Raw genomic sequence first — 22,136 nt, forward strand, 5'->3', positions numbered from 1 at the left:
CCTCATGACCTCGACCCCCCAGCGCACGCGCACCCGCCGCGCCGACGAGGCCGCCCGCATCCCCCAGCGCGGCGGCGGCAAGCTCGGCTACTGGCTGTACCTCATCCCCGGCGCCCTGCTCGTCGGCCTCGTGATCTTCTACCCGATCGTGCGCAACGTGCGCCTGAGCTTCTTCCACTGGCGCGGCGGCCGCGCCGAGGAGTCGTTCGCGGGTCTCGACAACTGGATCGCGCTGTTCGGCGACCAGGAGTTCCTCCAGTCGTTCAAGAACATCATCCTGGTGATCATCGCCATGGTGATCGTGCCCACCCTGCTGGGCCTCATCGTCGCCGCGCTGCTCTTCGACGTGGTCGGCCGCCGCTTCGGCGCCCGCCTGTCGAGCTTCCTGCGCGCGACCTACTACCTTCCGCAGATCCTGCCGATCGCCGTCGCCGGTGTGATGTTCAGCTGGATCCTCAAGCCCAACTCCGACGGCGTCCTCAACCAGTTCCTCACCACCCTCACGGGCAGCGAGGTCGAGATCAACTGGCTCGGCGGCCAGTACTCGACGGCGATGGCCTCCGTCATGGTGCTGATGATCTGGATCCAGATCGGCTACCCCGTCGTGATCTTCATGGCCGCGCTCCAGCGCGTCGACCCGCAGCTGTACGAGGCCGCGGAGCTCGACGGCGCCAACTGGTTCCAGCGCTTCCGCGCCATCACGCTGCCGATGATCCAGCCCGAGGTCTTCGTGGTCGCCCTCACCACCACGATCGCCGCGCTCAAGGTGTTCGCCCCGGTGTTCATCCTCACCGGCGGCGGGCCGTCGAAGTCGACGTACGTGCCGTCCTTCTACGCGTACCAGGAGTTCATCCGCGGCACCGACAAGGGCTACGCCGCGACCATCGCCTCCGCCATCACGATCCTCGTCGTCGTGGTCGCGATCATCTTCATCCGCGTGCAGAACCGCGCCGAGCGAAAGGACGCCTGACATGACCGCCGTGGCCCAGGCCCCCGCCCCCGCGCCGCAGTCCTCCGGCAAGGACCGCCGCAACAAGGCCCGCCCGCGCACCCCCGCCGAGTGGGTGATGCTCATCCTCGCGATCCTCGGTGCGCTGGCGATCGTCTTCCCGATGCTCCTGCTGCTCCTCAACGCGTTCAAGTCCCCGCAGGACTACGCGAACTCGGGCCCGCTCGACCTGCCGCAGGCGCTCAGCTTCGAGGGCATCACGACGTTCTGGGAGACCCAGAACTTCCCGCGAGCGCTGTGGAACTCGATCTTCATCTCGACGATGGTCGCGATCATCGCGGTGGTCGTGTCCGTCCTCAACTCGTTCGCGATCGGCATCGGCCGCGTCCGGGGCCGCACGTGGATCGTGCTCGTCTTCCTCATGGCGAACCTCGTCCCGCAGGAGATGCTCTTCGACCCGCTGTTCCGGCTCTACGACGACCTGGGCCTGCTGTCCAACCCCTGGTCCGTCATCCTCACCTTCGTCGTGATCCAGTCCGCGTTCGGCACCTACCTGCTGTCGTCGCTGCTCGGGACGTTCCCCAAGGAGATCCTCGAGGCGGCCTCGGTGGACGGCGCGACCCGCTGGCGCACCCTGCGCTCGGTGATCGTGCCCATCGTCCGGCCGACGCTGTCCGTCCTCATGGTGTTCTTCTTCATCTGGACGTGGAACGAGTTCCTGCTGCCGCTGGCCTTCCTCAACACGTCGGACTCGCTCACGGTGCCGCTGCTGCTCGAGCAGCTCAACGGCGAGCGTCAGACGGACACCACGACCCTCATCGCGGGCACGCTCATCAGCATCATCCCGACGATCATCTTCTTCCTCATCTTCCAGCGCACCCTCACGCGCGGCATCACGGCAGGAGCAGTGAAGTGAAGTTCACCGACGGATTCTGGCAGCGCCGGCCCGGGGTCGACGCGCTGTACGCGGAGGAGGCCTACGACGTGTGGGCCGAGGACGGCGCGCTCACCGTGCACGCGCCCACGCGGGTCATCCGCTCGCGCGGCGACGTGCTCAACCGCGCGATGCTCACCGTCACCCTCACCTCCCCGCTCGAGGGCGTCGTCAAGGTGCGGATCGACCACCACCAGGGCGCGCACCGCTCCCCCGGTTTCCGCATGCCGGGCGCCGTCGAGGGCGCGGGCGTCGCGCAGGTAGACGATGCGGGGGGCACCCTGACGTCGGGCCGCCTCACCGCCCGTATCGCGAAGGGCGCGCCGTGGAGCCTCGACTTCGAGGTGGACGGCGAGCGGATCACCGGCTCGGGGCACCACGCGGTCGGGTACATGACGCTCGCGCAGGACGCCTCCGTGTCCGCGGAGCCCACCGGCGCGACGGGGTACAGCGCGACCGGGCTCGCCCCGCATCGTGCCTACGTCCACGAGCAGCTCGACCTCGACGTCGGCGAGACCGTCTACGGGCTCGGCGAGCGCTTCGGACCGTTCGTGAAGAACGGCCAGAGCGTCGACATCTGGAACGCCGACGGCGGCACCAGCTCCGAGCAGGCGTACAAGTCGGTGCCGTTCTACCTCTCCTCCAAGGGCTACGGCGTGCTGGTCAACCACCCCGAGCACGTGAGCTTCGAGGTGGGCTCCGAGGCGGTCGAGCGCGTGCAGTTCTCCACCGCGGGCGAGTCGCTCGAGTACCTGGTCTTCGCGGGCCCCACGCCCGCCGAGGCCGTCGAGCGGTACACCGCGCTGCTGGGCCGGCCGCCGCGCGTGCCGGACTGGTCGTTCGGGCTGTGGCTGTCGACGTCCTTCACGACGGACTACGACGAGGAGACCGTCACCTCGTTCGTGGACGGCATGCGCGAGCGCGACATCCCGCTGTCGGTCTTCCACTACGACTGCTTCTGGATGCGCGAGTTCAACTGGACCGACGGCGTGTGGGACGAGCGCGTGTTCCCCGACCCCGACGGCATGCTCCGCCGCATGCACGAGGACAAGGACCTCCACGTGTCCGCGTGGATCAACCCGTACATCGCGCAGCGCGGCCGCATGTTCCGCGAGGGCATGGAGAAGGGCTACCTGGTCAAGCGGGCCGACGGCACCGTCTGGCAGTGGGACCAGTGGCAGGCCGGCATGGGGCTGGTGGACTTCACCAAACCCGAGGCGCGCGCCTGGTTCCAGGACTTCATCCGCACCCTGGTGCGCCAGGGCGTCGACGCGATCAAGACCGACTTCGGCGAGCGGATCCCCACCGACGTCGTGTGGCACGACGGCTCGCGGCCCGAGACCATGCACAACCTCTACACGCAGCTCTACAACGAGGCCGTGTGGGAGGCGCTGGTCGAGGAGAAGGGCGAGGGCGGGGCCGTGCTGTTCGCGCGCTCCGCGACCGCGGGCGGGCAGACGATGCCGGTCCACTGGGGCGGCGACAACACCTCGTCGTACGTGTCGATGGCGGAGACGCTGCGCGGCGGGCTGTCGCTCATGAGCTCGGGCTTCGGCTACTGGAGCCACGACATCGGCGGCTTCGAGGGCACCCCCGACGCGGGCGTCTTCAAGCGCTGGCTGGCCTTCGGCCTGATGTCGACGCACTCGCGCCTCCACGGCAGCGGCTCGTACCGGGTGCCGTGGGCGTTCGACGACGAGGCCGTCGACGTCGCCCGGCTGTTCACCAAGCTCAAGCTGTCGCTCATGCCGTACCTCTACGCCGCATCGGTCCGCACGACCGAGACCGGCGTCCCGATGATGCGGCCGATGTTCCTCGAGTTCCCCGGCGACCCAGCGACCCAGCACCTCGACCGGCAGTACATGCTGGGCGACTCGCTGCTCGCGGCGCCCGTGATGTCCGCGTCGGGCGAGGTGACGTTCTACCTCCCCGAGGGCACGTGGACGTCGCTGCTCACGGGCGCGCGGGTCGAGGGCGGGCGGTGGGTGCGCGAGACCCACGGCTTCGACTCGATGCCGCTATACGTGCGGCCCGGCACCGTGCTCGCGCGCGGCACGCGCGACGACCGCCCCGACTACGACTACCTCGCCGACGTCGAGCTGGTGGTCTACCCCGGAGGGCCCGACTCCCGTGAGGTGTCCCTCCACGCCGCCGATGGCTCGAGCGACACCGTCACCGTCGTGTCCCGCGACGGCTCGCTCACGGCCACCGGCACCTCCGGCCGCGCCTACGCGGTCCGCGAGGCCTGAGGACGATGCGGCGGCCGGGCCCCACTCCTTCCCGGCCGCCGCATCGTCCTCCCCGTCGCCTCACCACCGCGCTGCCCCCACCGGCCGATAGCGACAACGTCGAGGCCAAGGCCGCGCACGGTGCCAGTCCGCACCTCGACGGCCCGCAACCCGCCGGTAGCCTGAGCCCATGACCTCGGAAGACGCCCCGCAGCTCCGTCCCGACACCCTCGCCGTGCGCGCCGGCCACGTCCGCACGCCGTTCGACGAGATGTCCGAGGCGATCTTCATGACGCAGGGCTACGTCTACCCGACCGCGCGCGAGGCCGAGGCCGCCTTCGCGGGCGAGATCGAGCGCTACCAGTACTCGCGCTACGCCAACCCGACGGTCACGATGTTCGAGACCCGCCTCGCCGCGATCGAGGGCGCCGAGGACTGCTTCGCGACCGCGACCGGCATGGCCGCCGTGTTCGTCGCGCTCGCGTCGATCCTGCGCCAGGGCGACCGGCTGGTCGCGTCGCGCGCGCTGTTCGGCACGTCGATCGCGACCTTCGACGAGTACTTCGCGGGCTGGGGCATCCGGGTCGACTACGTCGACGGCCACGTCAACGAGGACTGGGAGCGCGCGCTCGCGGAGCCCGCGACCGCGGTCTTCTGCGAGTCCCCCACCAACCCCATGCAGGACGTGGTCGACCTGCCGTTCGTCGCGGGCCTCGCGAAGAAGGCGGGTGCGCTCTTCATCGTCGACAACGTGTTCGCGACCCCGCTCGGCCAGAAGCCGCTGCAGCTGGGCGCGGACGCGGTCGTGTACTCGGCCACCAAGCACATCGACGGCCAGGGGCGCGTGCTCGGCGGGGCGGTGCTGGGCGCCAAGGAGTACGTCGACAAGGTGCGCCAGATGGTCCGCACCATGGGCGCGACGATGTCGCCGTTCAGCGCGTGGGTGCTCGGCAAGTCCCTCGAGACCCTCGCGGTGCGCGTGAAGGCGCAGGCCGCCTCGGCGCTCGACCTGGCCGGCTGGCTGGAGGCGCACCCCAAGGTCGCGATCGCGCGCTACCCGCTGCTGCCCTCGCACCCGCAGCACGAGCGCGCCATGAAGCAGATGACGCTCGGCGGCACGCTCGTCACCATCGACATCGCGCTGCCCGAGGGCGTCGACCCGCACGGGCCCGAGGCCAAGGCGGCCACGTTCCGCTTCCTCGACGCGCTGAGGGTCATCGACATCTCCAACAACCTGGGCGACGCGAAGTCCATCGCAACGCACCCCGCGACCACGACGCATCGCAAGCTCGGACCGGAGAAGCGCGCCGCCGTCGGCATGTGCGAGGCGACGGTGCGCCTGAGCATCGGGCTCGAGGACGTCGAGGACCTGCGCGAGGACCTCGCGCGGGCGCTCGACGCGATCTGACGACGGCCCCGATGGCGTCCCTCGACGCCCCGAGATGAAGCGCGCCCGCGTGCTAGCGTCGCGAGCATGAGCAGCGGCGCCGCTTCCGCCGCTGATGCGGCCTCCCAGGGCCAGCCCCAGCCGCTCTCCGTGCGGCTCATCGGGCGCGGCTCGCTCGCCGGCGCCGTCATCGTCGTCGCCGTCGCGCTCCTGTACGCGGTGCTGCTGCCCGCGGTCGCGGACGTGATGTCGGCACCGCCCCCGCCGCAGACCATCGAGATCGGCGCCGGCGCGACCGTCACCACCTCGTCCGACTGGTCGGTCTCGGCCTCGCACCCCGGCATCACCACGCTGACCCAGGGCGGCGCGACCCTCGCGATCACCACGCCGCACGCGTCCGACCTCCACCCCGCGCAGGCCATCGCTACCGTCACCGAGCAGTGGGTCGCGCAGGCCGAGGCCGACGGCCAGGGCATCGTCGCGCCGCAGCCCCGCGCCTTCACCACCACCGCGGGGGACGATGCGGCGACCGTCACCCTCCAGGAGCCGCTGCAGACGCGCCAGGCCTGGGCCGTGTCCGACGGCACCCAGCAGGTGATCATCCTGCTGACCGCGCCGCCGGCCGCGTGGGAGAGCACGAACGCGTCGGCGCAGTCGCTCGTGCGGTCGCTGCGCTTCGCGACGCCGGAGGCGCCATGACCACCGCCCCCCGCGCGCGCGGGAGCCTGCCGCGACCGCGCACCGCGACGTTCATCGACACGCGGTCGTGGGTGTTCTGGGCCTCGATCGCGCTCGGCGTCGGCGCGTTCGCGCAGGTCGCGCCGCTCGTGCTCGAATCGCTGCTCGCCAACCCCGCGTCGGGAGCGCTGTCCGCGGCCCTGTGGCTCGCGTACGGCCTGGTCTTCGCCACCACGGTGTACCTGCTCGAGCTCTACGAGAGGCGCCCGCTCGTCAACGTCGCCGGCGCCCTGCTGTGGGGCTCGATCGTCGCGGTCGGGGTGTCCCGCATCGGCGGGCCGGCGATGCACTCGATCGTCGGCGACTGGCTCGGCGACGGCTCGTCCTGGGTGTCCGCGGTCGCGGCGCCCCTGGTCGAGGAGCCGCTCAAGGCGCTCGGCATCGTCGCGCTCGCGCTCATCCCCGGGGCGAGGATCCGGACCGTCGCCGACGGCGCGTTCTACGGCGCCATGGTGGGGCTGGGCTTCCAGGTCGTCGAGGGCTTCCTCTACACCGCCCGCACCGCGGCGCTGTCGGGCGACGCGATGGACACCGTGTGGCAGATGTTCGTGCTGCGCGGCGTGGTCGCCGGGCTGTGGAGCCACGCCGCGTTCTCCGCGATCGCGGGTGCCGGCATCGCGTACTTCTTCGTGTCCGTCGGCCCCGCGTCGCGCCGCTGGGCCGTCGCGCTCGGGTCCCTGGGCGCGGCGATGATCCTGCACGGGCTGGTCAACTCGCCGCTCATCCACGGCTCGCAGGTGACGGCGGCGCTCATCAAGGGCGTGCCGATCGTCATCGTGCTCGCCACCACGATCCACGTCGGCCGCCTGAGGGAGCGGGCGATCTTCGCGCGGATGGCACGCGTGACCGTCCCCGACCACCTCGTGAGCCCGGCCGACTTCGAGGTGCTGTCGACGCGCAGGCGCCGCAGCCACGCGCGCGCGGAGATGCGCGCGCGGCACGGCGCGCAGGCGGCGCGCGACCTGCACCGGCTGCAGCGCGCGCAGCTCGCGCTGCTCGTCGCGGCGCACTCCGACGGCATGGTGTCGGCCCGCGCGGCCGACGCCGCGGGCTGGGTCACCGCGGCGCGCTCGGCGCTCGCGTGGTCCGTCGTGGGCCGCTGAGCCTGCTCGGCTCAGCGGCGGCCGAAGCCCCGCAGCCGCAGCGAGTTGCCCACGACGAAGAGGCTCGACGCCCCCATCGCGCCCGCCGCGATCATCGGGTCGAGCACGCCGAGAGCGGCGAGCGGGATCATGCAGACGTTGTACGCGAAGGCCCAGAACAGGTTGCCCCGGATGGTCGCGTACGTGCGCCGCGACAGCGCGATCGCGTCCGCGGCCGCGCGCGGGTCGCCGCCCACGAGGGTGAGGTCCGAGGCCTCGCGCGCGACGTCCGCGCCGGTGCCGATCGCGATGCCCAGGTCCGAGGCCGCGAGCGCGGGCGCGTCGTTGACGCCGTCGCCGACCATCGCCACGCGCCGGCCGCCGGCCTGCAGCTCGCGGATCACGTCCTCCTTGTCGCCCGGGAGCACCTCGGCGATCACGCGGTCGATGCCGAGCGAGGCACCCACCGCCTCCGCGGCCCGGCGGTTGTCGCCGGTGAGCAGCACGACGTCGACGTCGAGCGCGTGCAGCGCGTCGACGGCCTCCGGCGCGGTCTCCTTGATCCGGTCGCGCACCGCGATCGCGAGCTCCGCCGCGAGCGCCGTCCGGGTGAGGGTGGACGATGCGCCGGGCGTCCCCAGCAGCCCGCCGCCGAGCGGCGCCTGACGGCCCGCGAACACGACGGTCTCGCCGCGCTCCTCGCGCGCGGCGGCCCAGTCGGCGAGCTCGGGCGACAGGTCGTCGAACAGGCGCCGCGAACCGACGGTGACGTCGGCGTGCGCGCCGTCCGCGCCCGCCTTCTGCACGGTGGCGGTGACGCCCTGGCCCGGCGTCGAGCGGAAGCCCTTGAGCGGGACGCGTCCGTCACGGGAGGCGGCGATCGCGACCGCCACGGGGTGCTCGGAGCGCGCCTCGACCGAGGCGACGGCGTCGAGCAGCGCGGCCGCCGCATCGTCCTCCAGCCCGGGAGCGGCGGTCGCGGTGACCTCCATGCGTCCCTCGGTGACGGTACCGGTCTTGTCGAGGACGACGGTCTGCAGCGAGCGCGCGTCCTCCAGCGCCTGCGCGCCGCGCACGAGGATGCCGAGCTGGGCGCCGCGCCCGGTGCCGACCATGATCGCGAGCGGCGTCGCGAGGCCCATCGCGCACGGGCAGCTGATGATGAGCACGGCGACCGCGGCGGTGATCGCGTCGGCGGCGTCGCCGGTGACGGCGAGCCAGCCGAGGGCCGTCACCGCGGCGATGCCGATGACGGCGGGCACGAAGATCGCGGAGACGCGGTCTGCGAGCCGCTGGAGGCGTGCCCTGCCGGCCTGCGCCTCGTCGACCATGCGCGAGATCTGGGCGAGCATCGTCTCCTCGCCCACCCGGGTCGCCTCGACGGTGAGCGAGCCGTCCGCGGCGAGCGTGCCGCCGACCACCTCGGTCCCGGGGCCGGCCGCGACGGGCACCGGCTCGCCGGTCACCAGGCTCGCGTCCACCGCGGCCGCGCCATCCACGACCACGCCGTCGGTCGCGATCGCCTCGCCCGGCCGCACGAGGAAGCGCATGCCCACGCCGAGGTCCTCGCGCGGGATCTCGGTGCCGTCCTCGAGCGTGACGGTCACGCTCTGACGCGCGCCGAGCGCGCGGATCGCGTCGCCCGCGCGGGCCGTCGAGCGCACCTCGAGCCACTTGCCCAGCAGGATCAGCGTGACGATGACGGCGCCCGTCTCGAAGTAGACGTGCGCGTGCGCGGGACCCGCGAGCAGCGTCCACATCGACCACAGCCACGCGACGGACGTGCCGAGGCTCACGAGCGTGTCCATCGTCGTGGTGCGGTGGCGCGCGCCCTTCCACGCGGACACGTGGAACGGCCAGGCCGCCCACCACACGACCGGCGTCGCGAGCAGCGCCGCCCACCATTCCCAGCCGTCGAACTGCAGCGCCGGCACCATCGACACGAGCGCGACGGGGACGGTCAGCGCGGCGGCGACGAGGAAGCGGCGGCGGTAGTCGGCGATGCGGCGCGCATCGTTGGCCTCCTGCGCGGCGGCCTCCTCCTCGCGCGAGGAGGGACGAGGCGCGGCCTCGCCGGCCTCGGCGGCGGCACCCGCGGGCCGCGTGAGGACCTGGTAGCCGAGACCCGTGATGGCGGCGCGCATGGCCTCCTCGAGCTCGTCGCGGTCGAGCGTGCCGTCGGGCCGCACGGTCGCGCGGCGGGTCGCGATGTTGACGTCGGCGGCGCCGACGCCGGGCAGGATCGCGAGCCCGCGCTGGATGCCGGAGGCGCAGCCGGCGCAGGTCATGCCGCCGACGGCGAGGTCGATCGTGGGCTCGTCGGCCTCGGCGGGGGTCTCGGGAGCGGTGTCGGTGCTCATGCGGGCAGGCTAGACCTTGCCCTCGGCGGGAAGGTCAAGCGCGAGCACCTGGCAGCGGTGCGGATCGGTGCAGTCCTCGGGGTCGAGCGACTCGGCGCGGCGGGCCAAGGCGGTGAGCTCGGCCTTGGCGGCCAGCAGGCTGGCGATCTGGGCGTCGATGTCGTGGAGGTGACGCTCGAGCGCGGCGCGGCTGTGCTCGCACGTGCTCTCGCCGCGCTCCTTCATGTGGAGGATGCCGCCGGCCTCGGCGAGCGTGAGCCCCGAGGCCTGGGCGTCGCGCACGAAGCGCAGCTGCTCGAGCGCGGCCTCGTCGTACTCGCGGTAGCCGTTGGCGCGCCGCTCGGGCGCGGGCAGCAGCCCGATGCTCTCGTAGTAGCGCACGGTCTTCGCGGTGACGCCTCCGCGGGAGGCGAGCTCTCCGATCTTCATCGTTACAGCGTACTGGAGGGTTCGCGGGCGCGACAGGGGCCAACGGCCCGGCCCGCGGCACCCGTCCGCCTCGCTAGGGTCGGGTCATGCGCACCACGCCTCGCCGCATCGGCCTGCTCGGCGGCATCACCTGGCACTCGACGCTCGTCTACGAGGCGCTCCTGCACGAGGGCGTCGCCGCCGCGCTCCCGGGCCGCACGGCGGACCTCGTCATCCGTCACTACGACTTCGGGGCCGTCGCGGAGGCCCAGGAGGCCGGCGACTGGGACGGCCTCGCCGCGACGTTCGGGCGCGACGCCCGCTGGCTGGTCGACGGCGGCGCCGAGGCGATCCTCATCTGCGCCAACACGATGCACGTCATCGCGGACGAGGTGGCCGGGGCCGCGGGCGTGCCGGTCATCCACGTCGTCGACGAGACGGCGGCCGCGATCCGCGCCGCCGGGCTCGACACCGTCGCGCTGCTGGGGACCGGCTTCACCATGCGCATGCCGTTCTACCGCGAGCGTCTGGCCGCGCGGGGCGTCGAGGCGATCGTCCCCGACGAGCCGCGGCTGACCGAGGTGCACGACCTCATCTACGACAGGCTCGCCCGGGGCGTGGTGGACGATGCGGGACGCGCCCTCGCGCGCGAGGCCACCGACGAGCTGGTGGCGCGCGGCGCGCAGGGCGTCATCGCCGGCTGCACCGAGATCCCCATGGTGATGACCGCAGCGGACGTCGACGTGCCGTACTTCGACGCGCTCGCGCTGCACGCCGAGGCGGGCGTGCGGTTCGCGCTGGAGGGCTGAGGAGCGCGTCGCGGCGGCCGGCCTCAGGCCGGCGCCGGCTCGGCCGCCTCGCGGTGGACGATGCGGCCGCCGAGCACCGTGACGATGGTGCGGGTCTCACCGATCTCCCCGGGCTTCCCGGCGAACGGGTCGCGGGACGCCACGCAGAGGTCCGCGCGGGCCCCGACCTCGAGCACGCCCGAGCCCTCGAGCCCCAGCAGCCGGTGCGAGCCCGCGGTGTAGGCGCGCAGCGCGACGGCCAGCGGGAGCGACTCGTCGGGCAGCAGCGGGTCGGCGTCGGAGCCCGGCGCCCGGCGGGTGGCCGCGACGTGGATCGCCTGCCACGGGTCGTAGGTCGACACCGGCCAGTCCGAGCCCATCGCGAGCTCGGCCCCGGCGCGCAGGAACGAGCCGAACGGGTACTGCCAGGCCGCGCGCCGCTCGCCGAGCACCGGGAGCGTGAGCTCGGTCATCTGCGGGTCGTTGCACGCCCACAGCGCCTGCATGTTCACGGTGACGCCGAGCGCCGCGAAGCGCGGCACGTCCGCCGGGTCGACCACCTGGACGTGGGCGATGTGGTGGCGGCGGCGCCCGCGGAGCTCCTCCGGCAGGGCCGCGACGGCGTCGAGCGCGTCGGTGACCGCGCGGTCGCCGATCGCGTGGAAGTGCAGCGCGAAGCCCTCCGCGGCGGCGGCCGCCGCGACCGCGCACAGGACGTCGCGGCCGAAGTAGGCGATCCCGCGGCCGTCGCCCGCGCCGCAGTCGCACCCGTCGACGAGGTAGGGCTCGGCGAGCGCCGCGGTCCGGTTCTCGGCGACGCCGTCGACCATGATCTTCACGGTCGAGGTGTCGAAGCCGCGGGCGGCGTTCCGGTCGCGGCGCCGCACGAGGTCCGCGACGAGCGTCGGGACGGTCGCGAGCGTGACGTCGCGCGGGATCCACAGCGCGCCCGAGACGCGGGCCGCGAGCGCGCCGTCCTCGATCAGGCTCCCGTAGGTGCCCGAGGAGTCGACGTGGCCGCCGTAGTCGCCCACGATCGCCTCCTGCCACGCGGTCACGCCCGCCCGGAGCAGGGCGTCGGCTCCCACGGCGAGGCCCGCGCGCAGCTCGTCCTCGGTGCGGGCTGGCAGGTGCGCGGAGACGAGCGCCATCGCGCCCTCGTGAAGCGTGCCGGTCGGGCGACCGTCGGCGTCGCGCTCGATCCGGCCGTCCTCGGGGTCGGGCGTGAAGGCGTCGATGCCGGCCGCGCGCAGCGCGGCGGTGTTGACCCACGCGCCGTGGTGGTCGGCGTTGACGAGGAACGCCGGCACGTCGCCGGTCGCCGCGTCGAGCGCCGCCGCGGTCGGGGTGCCGCCGTCGTAGTCCGCCATGTGCCAGCCGCCGCCGACGATCCACGCGCCGTCATGGACGGCGGCGTACGCGGCCACGCGTGCGAGGCACGCCTCGGCGCCGTGCGCGCCGCTCACGTCGAGGCCGAGCGACTCGAGACCGCCCATGGCGGTGTGGACGTGCGCGTCGGCGAAGCCCGGGTGGACGAGGCCGCCCGCGGCGTCGACGACCTCGGCGCCCGCCGCATCGTCCCTGGCCGCGAGCGCGTCGCCGTCGCCGAGCGCGCGGATGCGCCCGTCCACGACGAGCACGGCGTCGCCGTCGAGGCGCGCGCCGTCCGACCACAGGACGCCGTCGCGGATGAGCAGCGCGTCGGTCATCGCGTCACCATCCCGCCGCGTCGAGAGCGTCCGCGGCCACGGCGTCCGGAGTCCTGCCTGCGCCGTCGACGACCGCGTCCTCGACGGCGAGCGCCTCGAGCTCGCCATCCATCTCCACCGTCCGCGTCCGCGCCCATCCCAGCCATCGCTCGGAGAACTCGCGCCCCTCGAGCCGTCGGATGCGCTCCTCGGCGGGCGCCGCGAGGCGGACCACCGTCACCTCCGCGGGACCCGCGGACGTGCGGAAGGCGCGGGCGACGCGCGCCGGGTCCTCCGCATCGTCCATCACGAGCGGCAGGAGGACGTCGCCGTAGCCGCGTGCGCGGTAGAGCGGCGCGACCGCGCCGAGCGCGTCCCACAGCAGCCCGCGGTTGACGGGGTCGGCGGGTCCGGCGGGGTAGGCCTGGGTGAGGGCGTCGGCGTCGAGGTGCGCGGTGCGCGCGCCGCGCGCGGCGAGGAGCTCGTGCGCGGCGGCGGCGACCGTGGTCTTGCCCGCGCCGAGCGCGCCGGTGAGGACGAGCACCCGCGTGGGCAGGTCGAGGGCGTAGCAGACGGAGTCGGGCTCGTCCTTGTACTCGCCGTACGAGGCGATGCGGCGGTAGCCCAGCCGGTCGTAGAGAGCGAGCGCCTCGGGCTGCCCGGTCCCGGACTCGAGGACGATGCGGGTCGCGCCGGCGCGACGCGCGATCGCCTCCGCGGCGCCCATCATGACCTTCGAGTGGCCGTGGCCGCGGTGCCCGGGCCGGACGAACAGGCGCTTGAGCTCGAGCGAGCCGGCGCCCGTGGGGTACGGGGACCAGCGCAGCACGATGCTCGCGACCGGCTCGCCATCGTCGGCGTAGCCCACGAGCGAGGCGACGAGCGTCGCGAAGGAGGTCTCGAGCACGAGGTCCGGGGAGTCGTAGCGGCGGGCGAGGTCCTCCTGCTGCTCGGCCCACAGTGCGTGCGCGTCGGGGTGGTCGGGCGTGACGCGACGGACCGTGATCATGGGCTCAGGCTAGCGACGCGCCCGGTCCTCACCCGCCGACATTCCGCACGGAGTTGGCCGCGACACGCCGCGGATCGCGCGGGAGAATGGGCGGGAAGGCGGCGTGCCGGCTCGGAATCCGTGCGCACTGTCGGGCGTTGGCAGGCACGGACGTAGGACACGTCAACCAGAGGAGGCGCGCGTGCGCAACGTCGGATTCCTGTCGTTCGGGTGGTGGTCCGCCGCCCCGGGCTCGAAGGTGCGCACCGCCGGCGACGTCATGCAGGACACGATCCGGCTGGCCGAGGCCGCCGAGGACGCCGGCATCGACGGCGCGTGGATGCGCGTCCACCACTTCGAGCAGAACACCTCGTCGCCGTTCCCGCTGCTCGCGGCCATGGGCGCGCGGACGTCGCGGATCGAGCTCGGCACCGGCGTCATCAACATGCGTTACGAGAACCCGCTGTACATGGCCGAGGCCGCCGCGACCGCCGACCTGGTCGCGGGCGGCCGTCTGCAGCTGGGGGTCTCGCGCGGGAGCCCCGAGCCCGCCGCCGACGGCCCCGCGGAGTTCGGCTACCCGCTCGGCTTCGGCGACACCCCCTCCGCGGACGCGTCGCGCCGCATCGCGCGCTTCCGCGAGGCGATCGCGGGGGTCGGCATCGCGCCGGCCGGGCCGCGGGCCCACGTGCGCGCGGGCGAGCTCCTGCCGATCCAGCCGCACTCCCCCGGGCTGTCGGGGAGGATCTGGTACGGCGCGGGCGGCATCGAGTCAGGCCGGCGCACGGGCGAGCTGGGCATGCACCTCATGTCGTCGACGCTCGTGCTCGAGGCGACCGGCGAGCCGCTCGGCGTCGTGCAGGCGCGCCAGATCGAGGCGTTCCGCGAGGCGTGGCGCGAGGCCGGCCACGAGGGCGAGCCGCGCGCGTCGGTGTCCCGCAGCATCATGCCGATCGTCGACGAGACCACCGACACCTACTTCCATCCCTACCTCGAGCGGGACCGCCTCGGCGGCAACCGTGACCAGATCGGGGAGATCGACAACACCGTGTCGACGTTCGGCAAGACGTACGTGGGCGACCTCGACAAACTCGAGCGCGAGCTGCGCGAGGACGATGCGGTCATGACCGCCGACACGCTGCTCGTGACGATCCCCAACCAGCTGGGGGCCGACTTCAACCGCGTCACCTTCGGCGCGCTTGCCGAGCTGCGCGACCGGCTCGCGCGCTGAGCGCGCGTTCCACCCTTGAGCCAGGGACGATGCGCCGCTAGCGTCGGGGCATGATCACGGCCCTGGAGCGGCTCGCCGCGCCGCTCGCCGCCGCGTCCACCCTCGCCCTCGCGGGGGCGGGCGCGTGGTTCGCCGTCGATGCGTGGTCATCGCTCGACCCGGCGTGGCGGCCCGCCGTGGCGGCCTGCCTCGTCGCCGGCCTCGCCGCATCGGTGCTCGCGCTGATGTGGGCGGTGCGCGGCGAGTGGCTCCTGGTGGCACCGGCCGCGGTCGTGGCGCTCGTGGTCCCCACCGGCTTCGCTTACGTCGGCAACGCGCTCACGCTCGCGCTCGCCATCGTCGCGGGCGTGCTCGCCGTCGCGACCCGCGCCCGGCGGCGTCAGCCCGCGAGGTCGACCTCGCTGTAGTGCGGCACGGGCGGCAGCTCGACGTAGAACGGGTGCAGCAGCCGGCGCCACTCCTGGTAGTCGGCGGAGCCGCGGAAGCCCGTCTCGTGATCCTCGAGGCTCTCCCACTCGACCGTGAGGAGGTACGTCGACGGGTCCTCGATGCCTCGCTTGAGCGAGTGGGTGAGGCAGCCGCGCTGGCGCGCGATGATCGGCGAGGCCTCGCGGAAGGCCGCCTCGTACTCGACCTCGCGTCCGGGGTGGACGCGGAGGACCACGGACTCGGTGATCACGACAATCCTCCGAACGACACTGGTCTACCCCTGACGATCACGGATCTCGCGGAACCGACCACCACCGACCACGTGCGGGCGGGGGCGCCGGCGGCGAAGGCGGGATCAGGCGGTCGCGAGCAGGTTCTTGATCGCGGAGGTGAAGAACGCGAGGCCGTCGGTGCCGGTGCGGCCCGACTCGCGAGAGTCGGGGCCGAAGCCCGCCTCGACCGCGTGCTCGGGGTGCGGCATCAGGCCGACCACGTTGCCGCGCTCGTTGGTGATGCCGGCGATGTCGCGGCGCGAGCCGTTGGGGTTCCAGCCGACGTAGCGGAACGCGACGCGGCCCTCGGCCTCGAGCATGTCGAGCGTGTAGTCGTCCGCGACGTACTGGCCGTCCTGGTTCTTCAGCGGGATGACGATCTCCTCGCCGTCCCGGTACTCCGAGGTCCAGGAGGTCTCCGCGTTCTCGACGCGCAGCGTCTGGTCGCGGCAGATGAAGTGCAGGTGCTCGTTCTTGATCATCGAGCCGGGCAGCAGGTGGACCTCGGTGAGAACCTGGAAGCCGTTGCAGATGCCCAGGACCGGGAGGCCGCCGTTGGCGCCGTCCACGACCTTCTCCATGATGGGCGCGAAGCGTGCGATCGCGCCGGCACGCAGGTAGTCGCCGTACGAGAAGCCGCCGGGCAGCACCACCGCGTCGACGTCCTTGAGGTCGCCGTCGTTGTGCCACAGCGGCACGGCCTCGGCGCCGGCGAGGCGCACCGCGCGGGTCGCGTCGCGGTCGTCGAGCGTGCCGGGGAAGGTGACGACGCCGATGCGCGCGGTCACGCCGGCTCCTGCGCGACCGTCACCTCGACGACGTCCTCGATGACGGGGTTGCTCAGCAGCGTCTCGGCCGCCTGGCGGACCTTGGCGAGGACCTCGTCGGTCACCTCGCCGTCGACGGTGAGCTCGAAGCGCTTGCCCTGACGGACCTGCGCGACGCCGTCGAACCCGAGGCGGGGAAGGGCGGCGCCGACCGCCTTGCCCTGCGGGTCGAGGATCTCGGGCTTGGGCATGACGTGGACGAGGATCGTGGCCATGGCGTGGATTCTACCGGCGCGCGGGGGCGCACGTACCCTTGGGGGTCGCCCGAACGGAGAGCCCATGACCGACCTCGTCACCGCAGTCGCGCCCGACGCGATCCTCGAGCACGCGCTCGTCACGCTGCGCGTGGTCCTCGAGTACCTCGGCACGATCGCGTTCGCGATCTCCGGCGCCGTCGCGGCGAGCCGCCGGCGCATGGATCTCGTGGGCGCGGTCGTGCTCGCGAGCCTCGTCGCCGTCGGCGGCGGAACCATGCGCGACCTCCTCCTCCGCCAGCCCGTCTTCTGGATCGAGAACCCCACGCTCGTGCTCGTCGCCGTGGCGACGGCCCTCGCGATCGCTCCCGCCGCGCGCCGCCGCGACCTGGGCGCGTTCGCCCGCCACCGCATCGTCGAGTACTCCGACGCCGCGGGCCTCGCGATCTTCGTCGTCATCGGCACCGGCATCGCGCTCGACGTCGGCGCGAATCCGGTCGCCGCGATGATCGTCGGCGTCGCCAACGGCGTCGGCGGCGGCATCCTGCGCGACCTCTTCGCGGCGCAGGTGCCCGAGGTGTTCTGGAACGGCCAGCTCTACGCGACCGCGGCGCTCGGCGGCGCCTTCACGCTGTGGGCGCTGTGGGCGCTGGGCCTCCCGCCCGAGGTCGTGTTCTGGGTGCCGCTGCTGGTCATCCTCGCGTTGCGAGCCCTCTCGCTCACCCGCGGCTGGGGCGTGCCGTCGGTGGCCGTGGTCCAGAAGCGCGAGCTGCAGACCGAGAGCCACGCCTGAGGCTCAGCAGACCCAGGTGTACTCGATCTCCTGATCGGTGAGCCACGTGCGGATGTCGCCGCTGTCCGAGGCCCAGTAGGCGAAGCCACCCTCGTAGACGGTGAGCGTGCCCACGTCGTCGCCCGGGCCCGGCTCCGCGACCGCGGGCAGGACGATGCGCATCGTCCCCCCGCCGAGGCCGCCGCCCCGCGTCGCCAGCGCGGCGACCTCGGGGAACTCGTCGAGGTTGGAGGGCGTGAACGGGTACCAGGTGGTGCCGTCGACCGTGAGGGGCTCGTTGCCGCACGCCGGGTACGCCTCGACACCCTCGACGGTCTCGACGACGGCGCCGGGCACGCCGAAGTCGGCGCCGTTGCGATGGTCGTAGGGTCCCGGCGCGCACGCGCTCAGCAGCGCGCCGAGCACGAGCGCGCCGACGACCGCGAGCACCGCCACCTTCGGCATGCGTCCCATGCAGGGAGAACGTACTGGACGGACGCTTCGTTGGGGAGGGTCGCTCAGTGCTTCGCGAGCCGGTCGAAGGCCTCGACGTAGCGGGCGCGCGTGCGCTCGACCACGTCGTCCGGCAGCGCGGGCGGCGGCACATCCGACCTCTTGTCCCAGCCCGACTCGGGCGAGGTCAGCCAGTCGCGGACGAACTGCTTGTCGAAGCTCGGCTGCGCGTGGCCCGGCTCCCACTCGTCGGCCGGCCAGAAGCGGCTCGAGTCCGGGGTGAGGACCTCGTCGCCGAGGATGATCGCACCCGAACCGTCGCGGCCGAACTCGAACTTCGTGTCCGCGAGGATGATGCCCTTCGCCGCGGCGATCTCGTGGGCGCGCATGTAGAGCGCGAGCGTGAGGTCGCGCAGCGCGGTCGCGTCCTCCTCGCCGACGAGCGCCACGACGGCGTCGAAGTCGACGTTCTCGTCGTGCTCGCCGACCTCGGCCTTGGTCGCCGGGGTGAAGATCGGCTCCGGCAGGCGCGAGCCGTCGACTAGGCCCGGAGGCAGCGGGATGCCGCACACCGTGCCGCTCGCGTTGTACTCGACGAGGCCCGAGCCGGTGAGGTAGCCGCGCGCCACGCACTCGACGGGAAACATATCGAGGCGCTTGCAGACCATCGCGCGCCCCTCGACCTCGGCCGGCACGGGCGCCTCGACGGTGTGGTTCGCGACGATGTCGAGCACCTGGTCGAACCACCACAGGCTCAGCCCGGTGAGGATGCCGCCCTTGCCGGGGATCTCGGTCGGGAGCACCCAGTCGTACGCGCTGATCCGGTCGGACGCGACGACGAGGACCACGTCGCCGCGCGGGTGCGGCTCGACGGGCTCGTAGAGGTCGCGCACCTTGCCCGAGTAGACGTGGCGCCAGCCCTCGAGCTCGAGGTGCTGCGGCGGCGTCGCGTGACCGGGCATCAGGCGGCCCCGTCCGCGTCCGCGGCGGCCTTCGCCGCGATGTCGCCGCGGTGGTGGCTGCCCGGGAGGACGATGCGGTCGACGCCCTGGTAGGCGCGCCCGCGAGCCTCGGTGAGGGTCGAGCCGAGCGCCGTCACGCTGAGCACGCGACCACCGCTGCTCAGCAGCGTGCCGCGGTGGTCGAGGCTCGTCCCGGCGTGGAGGACGTGCACGGTGCCGACCTGCTCGGCCTCGTCGATGCCGGTGATCGGGTCGCCCTTGCGCGGCGTGTCCGGGTAGTTCTGGGCCGCGACGACGACGGTGACCGCCGCATCGTCCCGCCACTCGAGGGGCGGCAGCTGGGCCAGGCGGCCCTCGGCCGCGGCGAGCAGGACGCCGGCGAGCGGGGTCGCGAGGCGCGCGAGGACCACCTGGGTCTCGGGGTCGCCGAAGCGCGCGTTGAACTCGACCACGCGGACGCCCTTCGAGGTGAGCGCGAGGCCGCAGTAGAGGACGCCGACGAACGGCGTCTCGCGGCGGGCCATCTCGTCGACCGTCGGCTGCGCGACGGTGCGGACGACCTCGTCGACGAGGTCCGCGGGAGCCCACGGGAGCGGCGAGTACGCGCCCATGCCGCCGGTGTTGGGGCCGGCGTCGGCGTCGTACGCGCGCTTGAAGTCCTGGGCCGGCTGGAGCGGCACGACCGTCTCGCCGTCGCACAGGCAGAAGAGGCTGACCTCGGGACCGTCGAGGTAGTCCTCGACCACGACGACGCCGCCCGCGCCGAGGATGGCCTCGCCGTGCGCGAGCGCGGCGGCGCGGTCCTCGGTCACGACGACGCCCTTGCCCGCGGCGAGGCCATCGTCCTTGACCACGTAGGGGGCGCCGAAGGCGTCGAAGGCCTCCTCGAGCGCGGCGCTCGAGGTGCACACGCGCGGCTCGGCGGTCGGCACGTCCGCCGCGGCCATGACCTCCTTGGCGAAGGCCTTGGAGCCCTCGAGCATCGCGGCCTTGGCGCTCGGGCCGAAGACCGGGATCCCGGCGCCGCGCACGGCGTCCGCGACGCCCGCGACGAGCGGCGCCTCGGGGCCGACGACGACGAGGTCGGCCTTCACCGCACCCGCGAGCGCGGCGACCGCGACCGGGTCCGTCGCCTCGACGCCGTGCAGCGTGGCGGGGGTGCCGTCCGTGGTGCTCAGCGTCGCGATGCCCGGGTTGCCGGGCGCGGCGTGCAGCTGCGAGACCGCGGGGTCGAGGGACAGGGCGCGGGCGAGGGCGTGCTCACGGGCGCCGGAGCCGACGAGAAGGATGATCACGCGTGCGAGTCTAGGCGGTGCGGGGTGGGCGTCGGGTGTCGGGAGCGGCCTGCCGCCCGCCCCCCGCCGCCTGCCACCTGCCACTTGCCACCTGCCACCTGCCACCTGCCACCTGCCACCTGCCACCTGCCACCTGCCACCTGCCACCTGCCACCTGCCACCCGCCACCTGCCACCTGCCACAGCCATGGTCTCTCTCGCGTATTTCACGTCGGTGTGAAACAAGCGGCCTGCGCGGGGCCGCGGCGTGCGGGAGAGCGCCGCCGGGCCGACGCCTGTTTCACTCAGGAGTGACATACGGGAACGGACACACCCTCGGGCTCGCGGGTCGGGCCGCGCCAGCAGCTCGGGTCGGATCTGCGACTCGGCGGACCCGAGGGTTCTCCCCAGGCCGTGGCGGGCGTGCCGCGCCCCGCCTACCGTCGGCTCATGGACCTCGGCACGCGCGATGTGGATGCGGCGCTCGCCGCGCTCGCGCACCCGGTGAGGCGATCGATCCTCGAGTGGCTCGTGCCGGGCCCGGCGGCTGCTGGCGACCTCGCCGCATCGGCCTGCGCGGCCTTCGGGATCTCCCGCACGCGTGCCTCCCAGCACCTGGGCGTCCTCGCGCGCTCCGGCCTGGTCATGGTGTCGGTCGACGGCCCGTGGCGGTGGTACGCCCTGTCCGACGGATCCGCCGACGACCTCGACGCCTGGCTGCGCCGCCTTCGGCTCAGCACCTGCCGCGCACCGCGACGTTCGATCTGACCTCAGCCCTTGCGGGCTGACCATGCGTTCAGTAGCGTGAACATGTGGTCAGCACCGACGACCTCACGGCCCGCGCCAAGATCCGGGACTGCGCGCTCGCCCTCTTCGGGGAGCGCGGCCCGGACTCCGTCACGGTGCGCGACATCGCCGCGTGCGCGGGCGTCTCCCCCGCGCTCGTGCTCCACCACTACGGGAGCAAGGACGGCCTGCGCGAGGCGGTCGACGCGCACGTCGCCGGGATCTTCGACGGCCTGTTCGACCAGAGCGCCGAGAACCTCGACGCGATCGCGTCGGGCGGCGAGCGCGCGGCGGCGAGCTTCGCCGAGGTGCTGCTGGGCGGGCTGCCCGCCGGGTCCGCCATCCCCGCCTACCTGCGCCGGCTGCTGCTCACCGGCGACCCCGTCGGTCAGCGGCTGTTCCGCGAGTGGTTCGAGATGACCAGGGAGACGATGCGCGCCCTCGAGTCCGCCGGCGGCGTCCGGTCGACCGCGGATCCCGACGCGCGCGCCGCCTTCCTGCTGGTCAACGACCTCGCCGTGGTGCTGCTGCGCGACCACCTCGCCGACGTGCTCGGCGTCGACCCGCTCGCGCCCGACGGGCTGGCGCGCTGGGCCGCCGGCACGATCGACGCCTACTCCACGGGCGTCCTCACCCCCACCTCGCGAGAGGAACCGTCATGACCTCCACCGCCGTCACCACCGACCGGAGCGTGCGGCTCACGGGCGTCACCAAGACCTTCGGCGAGGGCGACGCGGCCGTCCACGCCCTCCGCGGCATCGACCTGGAGATCGCCTCCGGCGAGCTCGTCGTGGTCCTCGGCCCCTCGGGGTCGGGCAAGACCACGATGTGCAACATCATCGGCGGGATCGAGTCCGCGACAGCGGGCGGCGTCACGATCGCGGGCGAGGACATCTCCGACCGCCGGCCCGCGCAGCTCGCCGGCTTCCGGCGGGACCACGTCGGGTTCATCTTCCAGTTCTTCAACCTCATCCCCACGCTGACGGCCCGCGAGAACGTCGAGATCATCCTCGCGCTCACCGGGAAGAGCGACGGCCGGAGCGTCGACGAGCTGCTCGAGGCGGTGGGCCTCGCCGACCGCGCGGACAGCTTCCCCGCCCAGCTGAGCGGCGGCCAGCAGCAGCGCGTCGCCGTCGCCCGGGCGCTCGCGACGGATCCCGACATCCTGCTCGCCGACGAACCCACCGGCGCGCTCGACCTCCCGACCGGACGCCAGATCCTCGGCCTGCTCCAACAGCTCAACCGCGAGGGCCGGACGGTGGTCATCGTCACGCACAACTCGTCGGTCGCGCGCATCGCGCACCGCGTCGTCACGGTGGTGGATGGCGCGATCGAGTCCGCCGAGGTCAACCCGGCGCCCGCGGACGCCGCCGACGTCACCTGGTGA

Annotated in this window: 23 protein-coding genes; 13 read left to right on the top strand and 10 right to left on the bottom strand. The window is 73.3% G+C overall.

Annotation, left to right across the window (positions count from 1 at the left end):
* Window positions 1–4: 4 nt before the first annotated feature.
* The 6 genes from AOM07_RS09470 (at window position 5) to AOM07_RS09495 (ending at window position 7,339) form a co-directional block, all read left to right on the top strand.
* Window positions 5–970, top strand: a complete 966-nt coding sequence (locus AOM07_RS09470; protein ID WP_062313162.1) for a carbohydrate ABC transporter permease — start codon at window positions 5–7, stop codon at window positions 968–970.
* A 1-nt stretch (window position 971) separates the two neighbouring features.
* On the top strand, window positions 972–1,865 hold the full coding sequence (locus AOM07_RS09475; protein WP_062313164.1) for a carbohydrate ABC transporter permease: 894 nt from the start codon (window positions 972–974) through the stop codon (window positions 1,863–1,865).
* Window positions 1,862–4,132, top strand: coding sequence for an alpha-xylosidase (gene yicI, locus AOM07_RS09480; RefSeq protein WP_062313166.1), 2,271 nt, complete (start codon window positions 1,862–1,864; stop codon window positions 4,130–4,132). The genes AOM07_RS09475 and yicI overlap by 4 nt, the downstream gene beginning before the upstream one ends.
* 169 nt (window positions 4,133–4,301) lie before the next feature.
* Window positions 4,302–5,519 (top strand): O-succinylhomoserine sulfhydrylase, encoded by a 1,218-nt coding sequence (gene metZ / locus AOM07_RS09485; RefSeq protein ID WP_062313168.1) that lies wholly within the window; start codon window positions 4,302–4,304, stop codon window positions 5,517–5,519.
* Between the two features lie 66 nt (window positions 5,520–5,585).
* Window positions 5,586–6,197, top strand: coding sequence for a hypothetical protein (locus AOM07_RS09490; RefSeq protein WP_062313170.1), 612 nt, complete (start codon window positions 5,586–5,588; stop codon window positions 6,195–6,197).
* Window positions 6,194–7,339: a PrsW family intramembrane metalloprotease gene (locus AOM07_RS09495; RefSeq protein ID WP_062313172.1), complete on the top strand. Its 1,146-nt coding sequence runs from the start codon at window positions 6,194–6,196 to the stop codon at window positions 7,337–7,339. The genes AOM07_RS09490 and AOM07_RS09495 overlap by 4 nt, the downstream gene beginning before the upstream one ends.
* An 11-nt stretch (window positions 7,340–7,350) precedes the next feature.
* Here AOM07_RS09495 and AOM07_RS09500 read toward each other — a convergent pair whose 3' ends face one another.
* Window positions 7,351–9,678 carry a heavy metal translocating P-type ATPase gene (locus AOM07_RS09500; protein WP_062313174.1) on the bottom strand — a complete coding sequence of 776 codons (2,328 nt, stop codon included), beginning with the start codon at window positions 9,676–9,678 and terminating at the stop codon, window positions 7,351–7,353.
* A gap of 9 nt (window positions 9,679–9,687) precedes the next feature.
* The gene (locus AOM07_RS09505; protein ID WP_062313176.1) at window positions 9,688–10,107 is read right to left on the bottom strand and encodes a heavy metal-responsive transcriptional regulator; all 420 of its coding nucleotides are present in this window, start codon (window positions 10,105–10,107) and stop codon (window positions 9,688–9,690) included.
* Between the two features lie 86 nt (window positions 10,108–10,193).
* On the opposite strand from AOM07_RS09505, the gene AOM07_RS09510 reads away from it, so the two are divergent.
* Window positions 10,194–10,895: an aspartate/glutamate racemase family protein gene (locus tag AOM07_RS09510; protein ID WP_062313178.1), complete on the top strand. Its 702-nt coding sequence runs from the start codon at window positions 10,194–10,196 to the stop codon at window positions 10,893–10,895.
* A 23-nt stretch (window positions 10,896–10,918) separates the two neighbouring features.
* Here AOM07_RS09510 and AOM07_RS09515 read toward each other — a convergent pair whose 3' ends face one another.
* Together AOM07_RS09515 and AOM07_RS09520 are read right to left on the bottom strand one after the other, a co-directional pair.
* A complete protein-coding gene (locus tag AOM07_RS09515; protein WP_062313180.1) occupies window positions 10,919–12,583 on the bottom strand; it encodes an amidohydrolase in 1,665 nt (554 codons plus the stop codon).
* A 4-nt stretch (window positions 12,584–12,587) separates the two neighbouring features.
* A complete protein-coding gene (locus AOM07_RS09520) occupies window positions 12,588–13,571 on the bottom strand; it encodes a GNAT family N-acetyltransferase (protein ID WP_062313182.1) in 984 nt (327 codons plus the stop codon).
* Between the two features lie 181 nt (window positions 13,572–13,752).
* Between AOM07_RS09520 and AOM07_RS09525 the strand changes: the two genes are divergently transcribed.
* A complete protein-coding gene (locus AOM07_RS09525) occupies window positions 13,753–14,781 on the top strand; it encodes an LLM class flavin-dependent oxidoreductase (RefSeq protein WP_062313184.1) in 1,029 nt (342 codons plus the stop codon).
* Between the two features lie 50 nt (window positions 14,782–14,831).
* A complete protein-coding gene (locus AOM07_RS09530; RefSeq protein WP_062313186.1) occupies window positions 14,832–15,188 on the top strand; it encodes a hypothetical protein in 357 nt (118 codons plus the stop codon).
* Here the strand turns inward: AOM07_RS09530 and AOM07_RS09535 are convergent.
* The 3 genes from AOM07_RS09535 to purS all read right to left on the bottom strand — a co-directional run bounded on the left by AOM07_RS09535 (window position 15,161) and on the right by purS (window position 16,524).
* Entirely contained in the window at window positions 15,161–15,460 is a 300-nt protein-coding gene (locus AOM07_RS09535; protein ID WP_062313189.1) for an antibiotic biosynthesis monooxygenase family protein, read from the bottom strand. The genes AOM07_RS09530 and AOM07_RS09535 overlap by 28 nt on opposite strands.
* Before the next feature lie 105 nt (window positions 15,461–15,565).
* Window positions 15,566–16,270: a phosphoribosylformylglycinamidine synthase subunit PurQ gene (gene purQ, locus AOM07_RS09540; protein WP_062313191.1), complete on the bottom strand. Its 705-nt coding sequence runs from the start codon at window positions 16,268–16,270 to the stop codon at window positions 15,566–15,568.
* On the bottom strand, window positions 16,267–16,524 hold the full coding sequence (purS, locus tag AOM07_RS09545) for a phosphoribosylformylglycinamidine synthase subunit PurS (protein WP_062313193.1): 258 nt from the start codon (window positions 16,522–16,524) through the stop codon (window positions 16,267–16,269). The genes purQ and purS overlap by 4 nt, the downstream gene beginning before the upstream one ends.
* Window positions 16,525–16,588: 64 nt before the next feature.
* On the opposite strand from purS, the gene AOM07_RS09550 reads away from it, so the two are divergent.
* Window positions 16,589–17,296 (top strand): trimeric intracellular cation channel family protein, encoded by a 708-nt coding sequence (locus AOM07_RS09550; protein WP_062313195.1) that lies wholly within the window; start codon window positions 16,589–16,591, stop codon window positions 17,294–17,296.
* A gap of 3 nt (window positions 17,297–17,299) precedes the next feature.
* On the opposite strand, the gene AOM07_RS09555 is transcribed toward AOM07_RS09550, so the two are convergent.
* The 3 genes from AOM07_RS09555 to purD are packed head-to-tail and all read right to left on the bottom strand — an operon-like array spanning window position 17,300 to window position 19,985.
* A complete protein-coding gene (locus tag AOM07_RS09555; RefSeq protein WP_062313197.1) occupies window positions 17,300–17,749 on the bottom strand; it encodes a hypothetical protein in 450 nt (149 codons plus the stop codon).
* 44 nt (window positions 17,750–17,793) lie between these two features.
* Entirely contained in the window at window positions 17,794–18,690 is an 897-nt protein-coding gene (locus tag AOM07_RS09560) for a phosphoribosylaminoimidazolesuccinocarboxamide synthase (protein WP_062313199.1), read from the bottom strand.
* On the bottom strand, window positions 18,690–19,985 hold the full coding sequence (gene purD / locus AOM07_RS09565) for a phosphoribosylamine--glycine ligase (protein ID WP_062313201.1): 1,296 nt from the start codon (window positions 19,983–19,985) through the stop codon (window positions 18,690–18,692). The genes AOM07_RS09560 and purD overlap by 1 nt, the downstream gene beginning before the upstream one ends.
* A 428-nt stretch (window positions 19,986–20,413) precedes the next feature.
* Here purD and AOM07_RS09570 point away from each other — a divergent pair, with 428 nt between their 5' ends.
* From AOM07_RS09570 to AOM07_RS09580, 3 genes are read left to right on the top strand one after another with little or no spacing between them, the layout of a single operon-like run.
* On the top strand, window positions 20,414–20,731 hold the full coding sequence (locus AOM07_RS09570; protein WP_156171901.1) for an ArsR/SmtB family transcription factor: 318 nt from the start codon (window positions 20,414–20,416) through the stop codon (window positions 20,729–20,731).
* A gap of 44 nt (window positions 20,732–20,775) precedes the next feature.
* Window positions 20,776–21,411: a TetR/AcrR family transcriptional regulator gene (locus tag AOM07_RS09575; RefSeq protein WP_062313205.1), complete on the top strand. Its 636-nt coding sequence runs from the start codon at window positions 20,776–20,778 to the stop codon at window positions 21,409–21,411.
* Entirely contained in the window at window positions 21,408–22,136 is a 729-nt protein-coding gene (locus AOM07_RS09580) for an ABC transporter ATP-binding protein (RefSeq protein ID WP_062313207.1), read from the top strand. Before AOM07_RS09575 ends, AOM07_RS09580 begins: the two co-directional genes overlap by 4 nt.

Source organism: Demequina rhizosphaerae (genome assembly GCF_000971255.1).
GTDB classification, from domain to species: Bacteria; Actinomycetota; Actinomycetes; order Actinomycetales; family Demequinaceae; genus Demequina; species Demequina rhizosphaerae.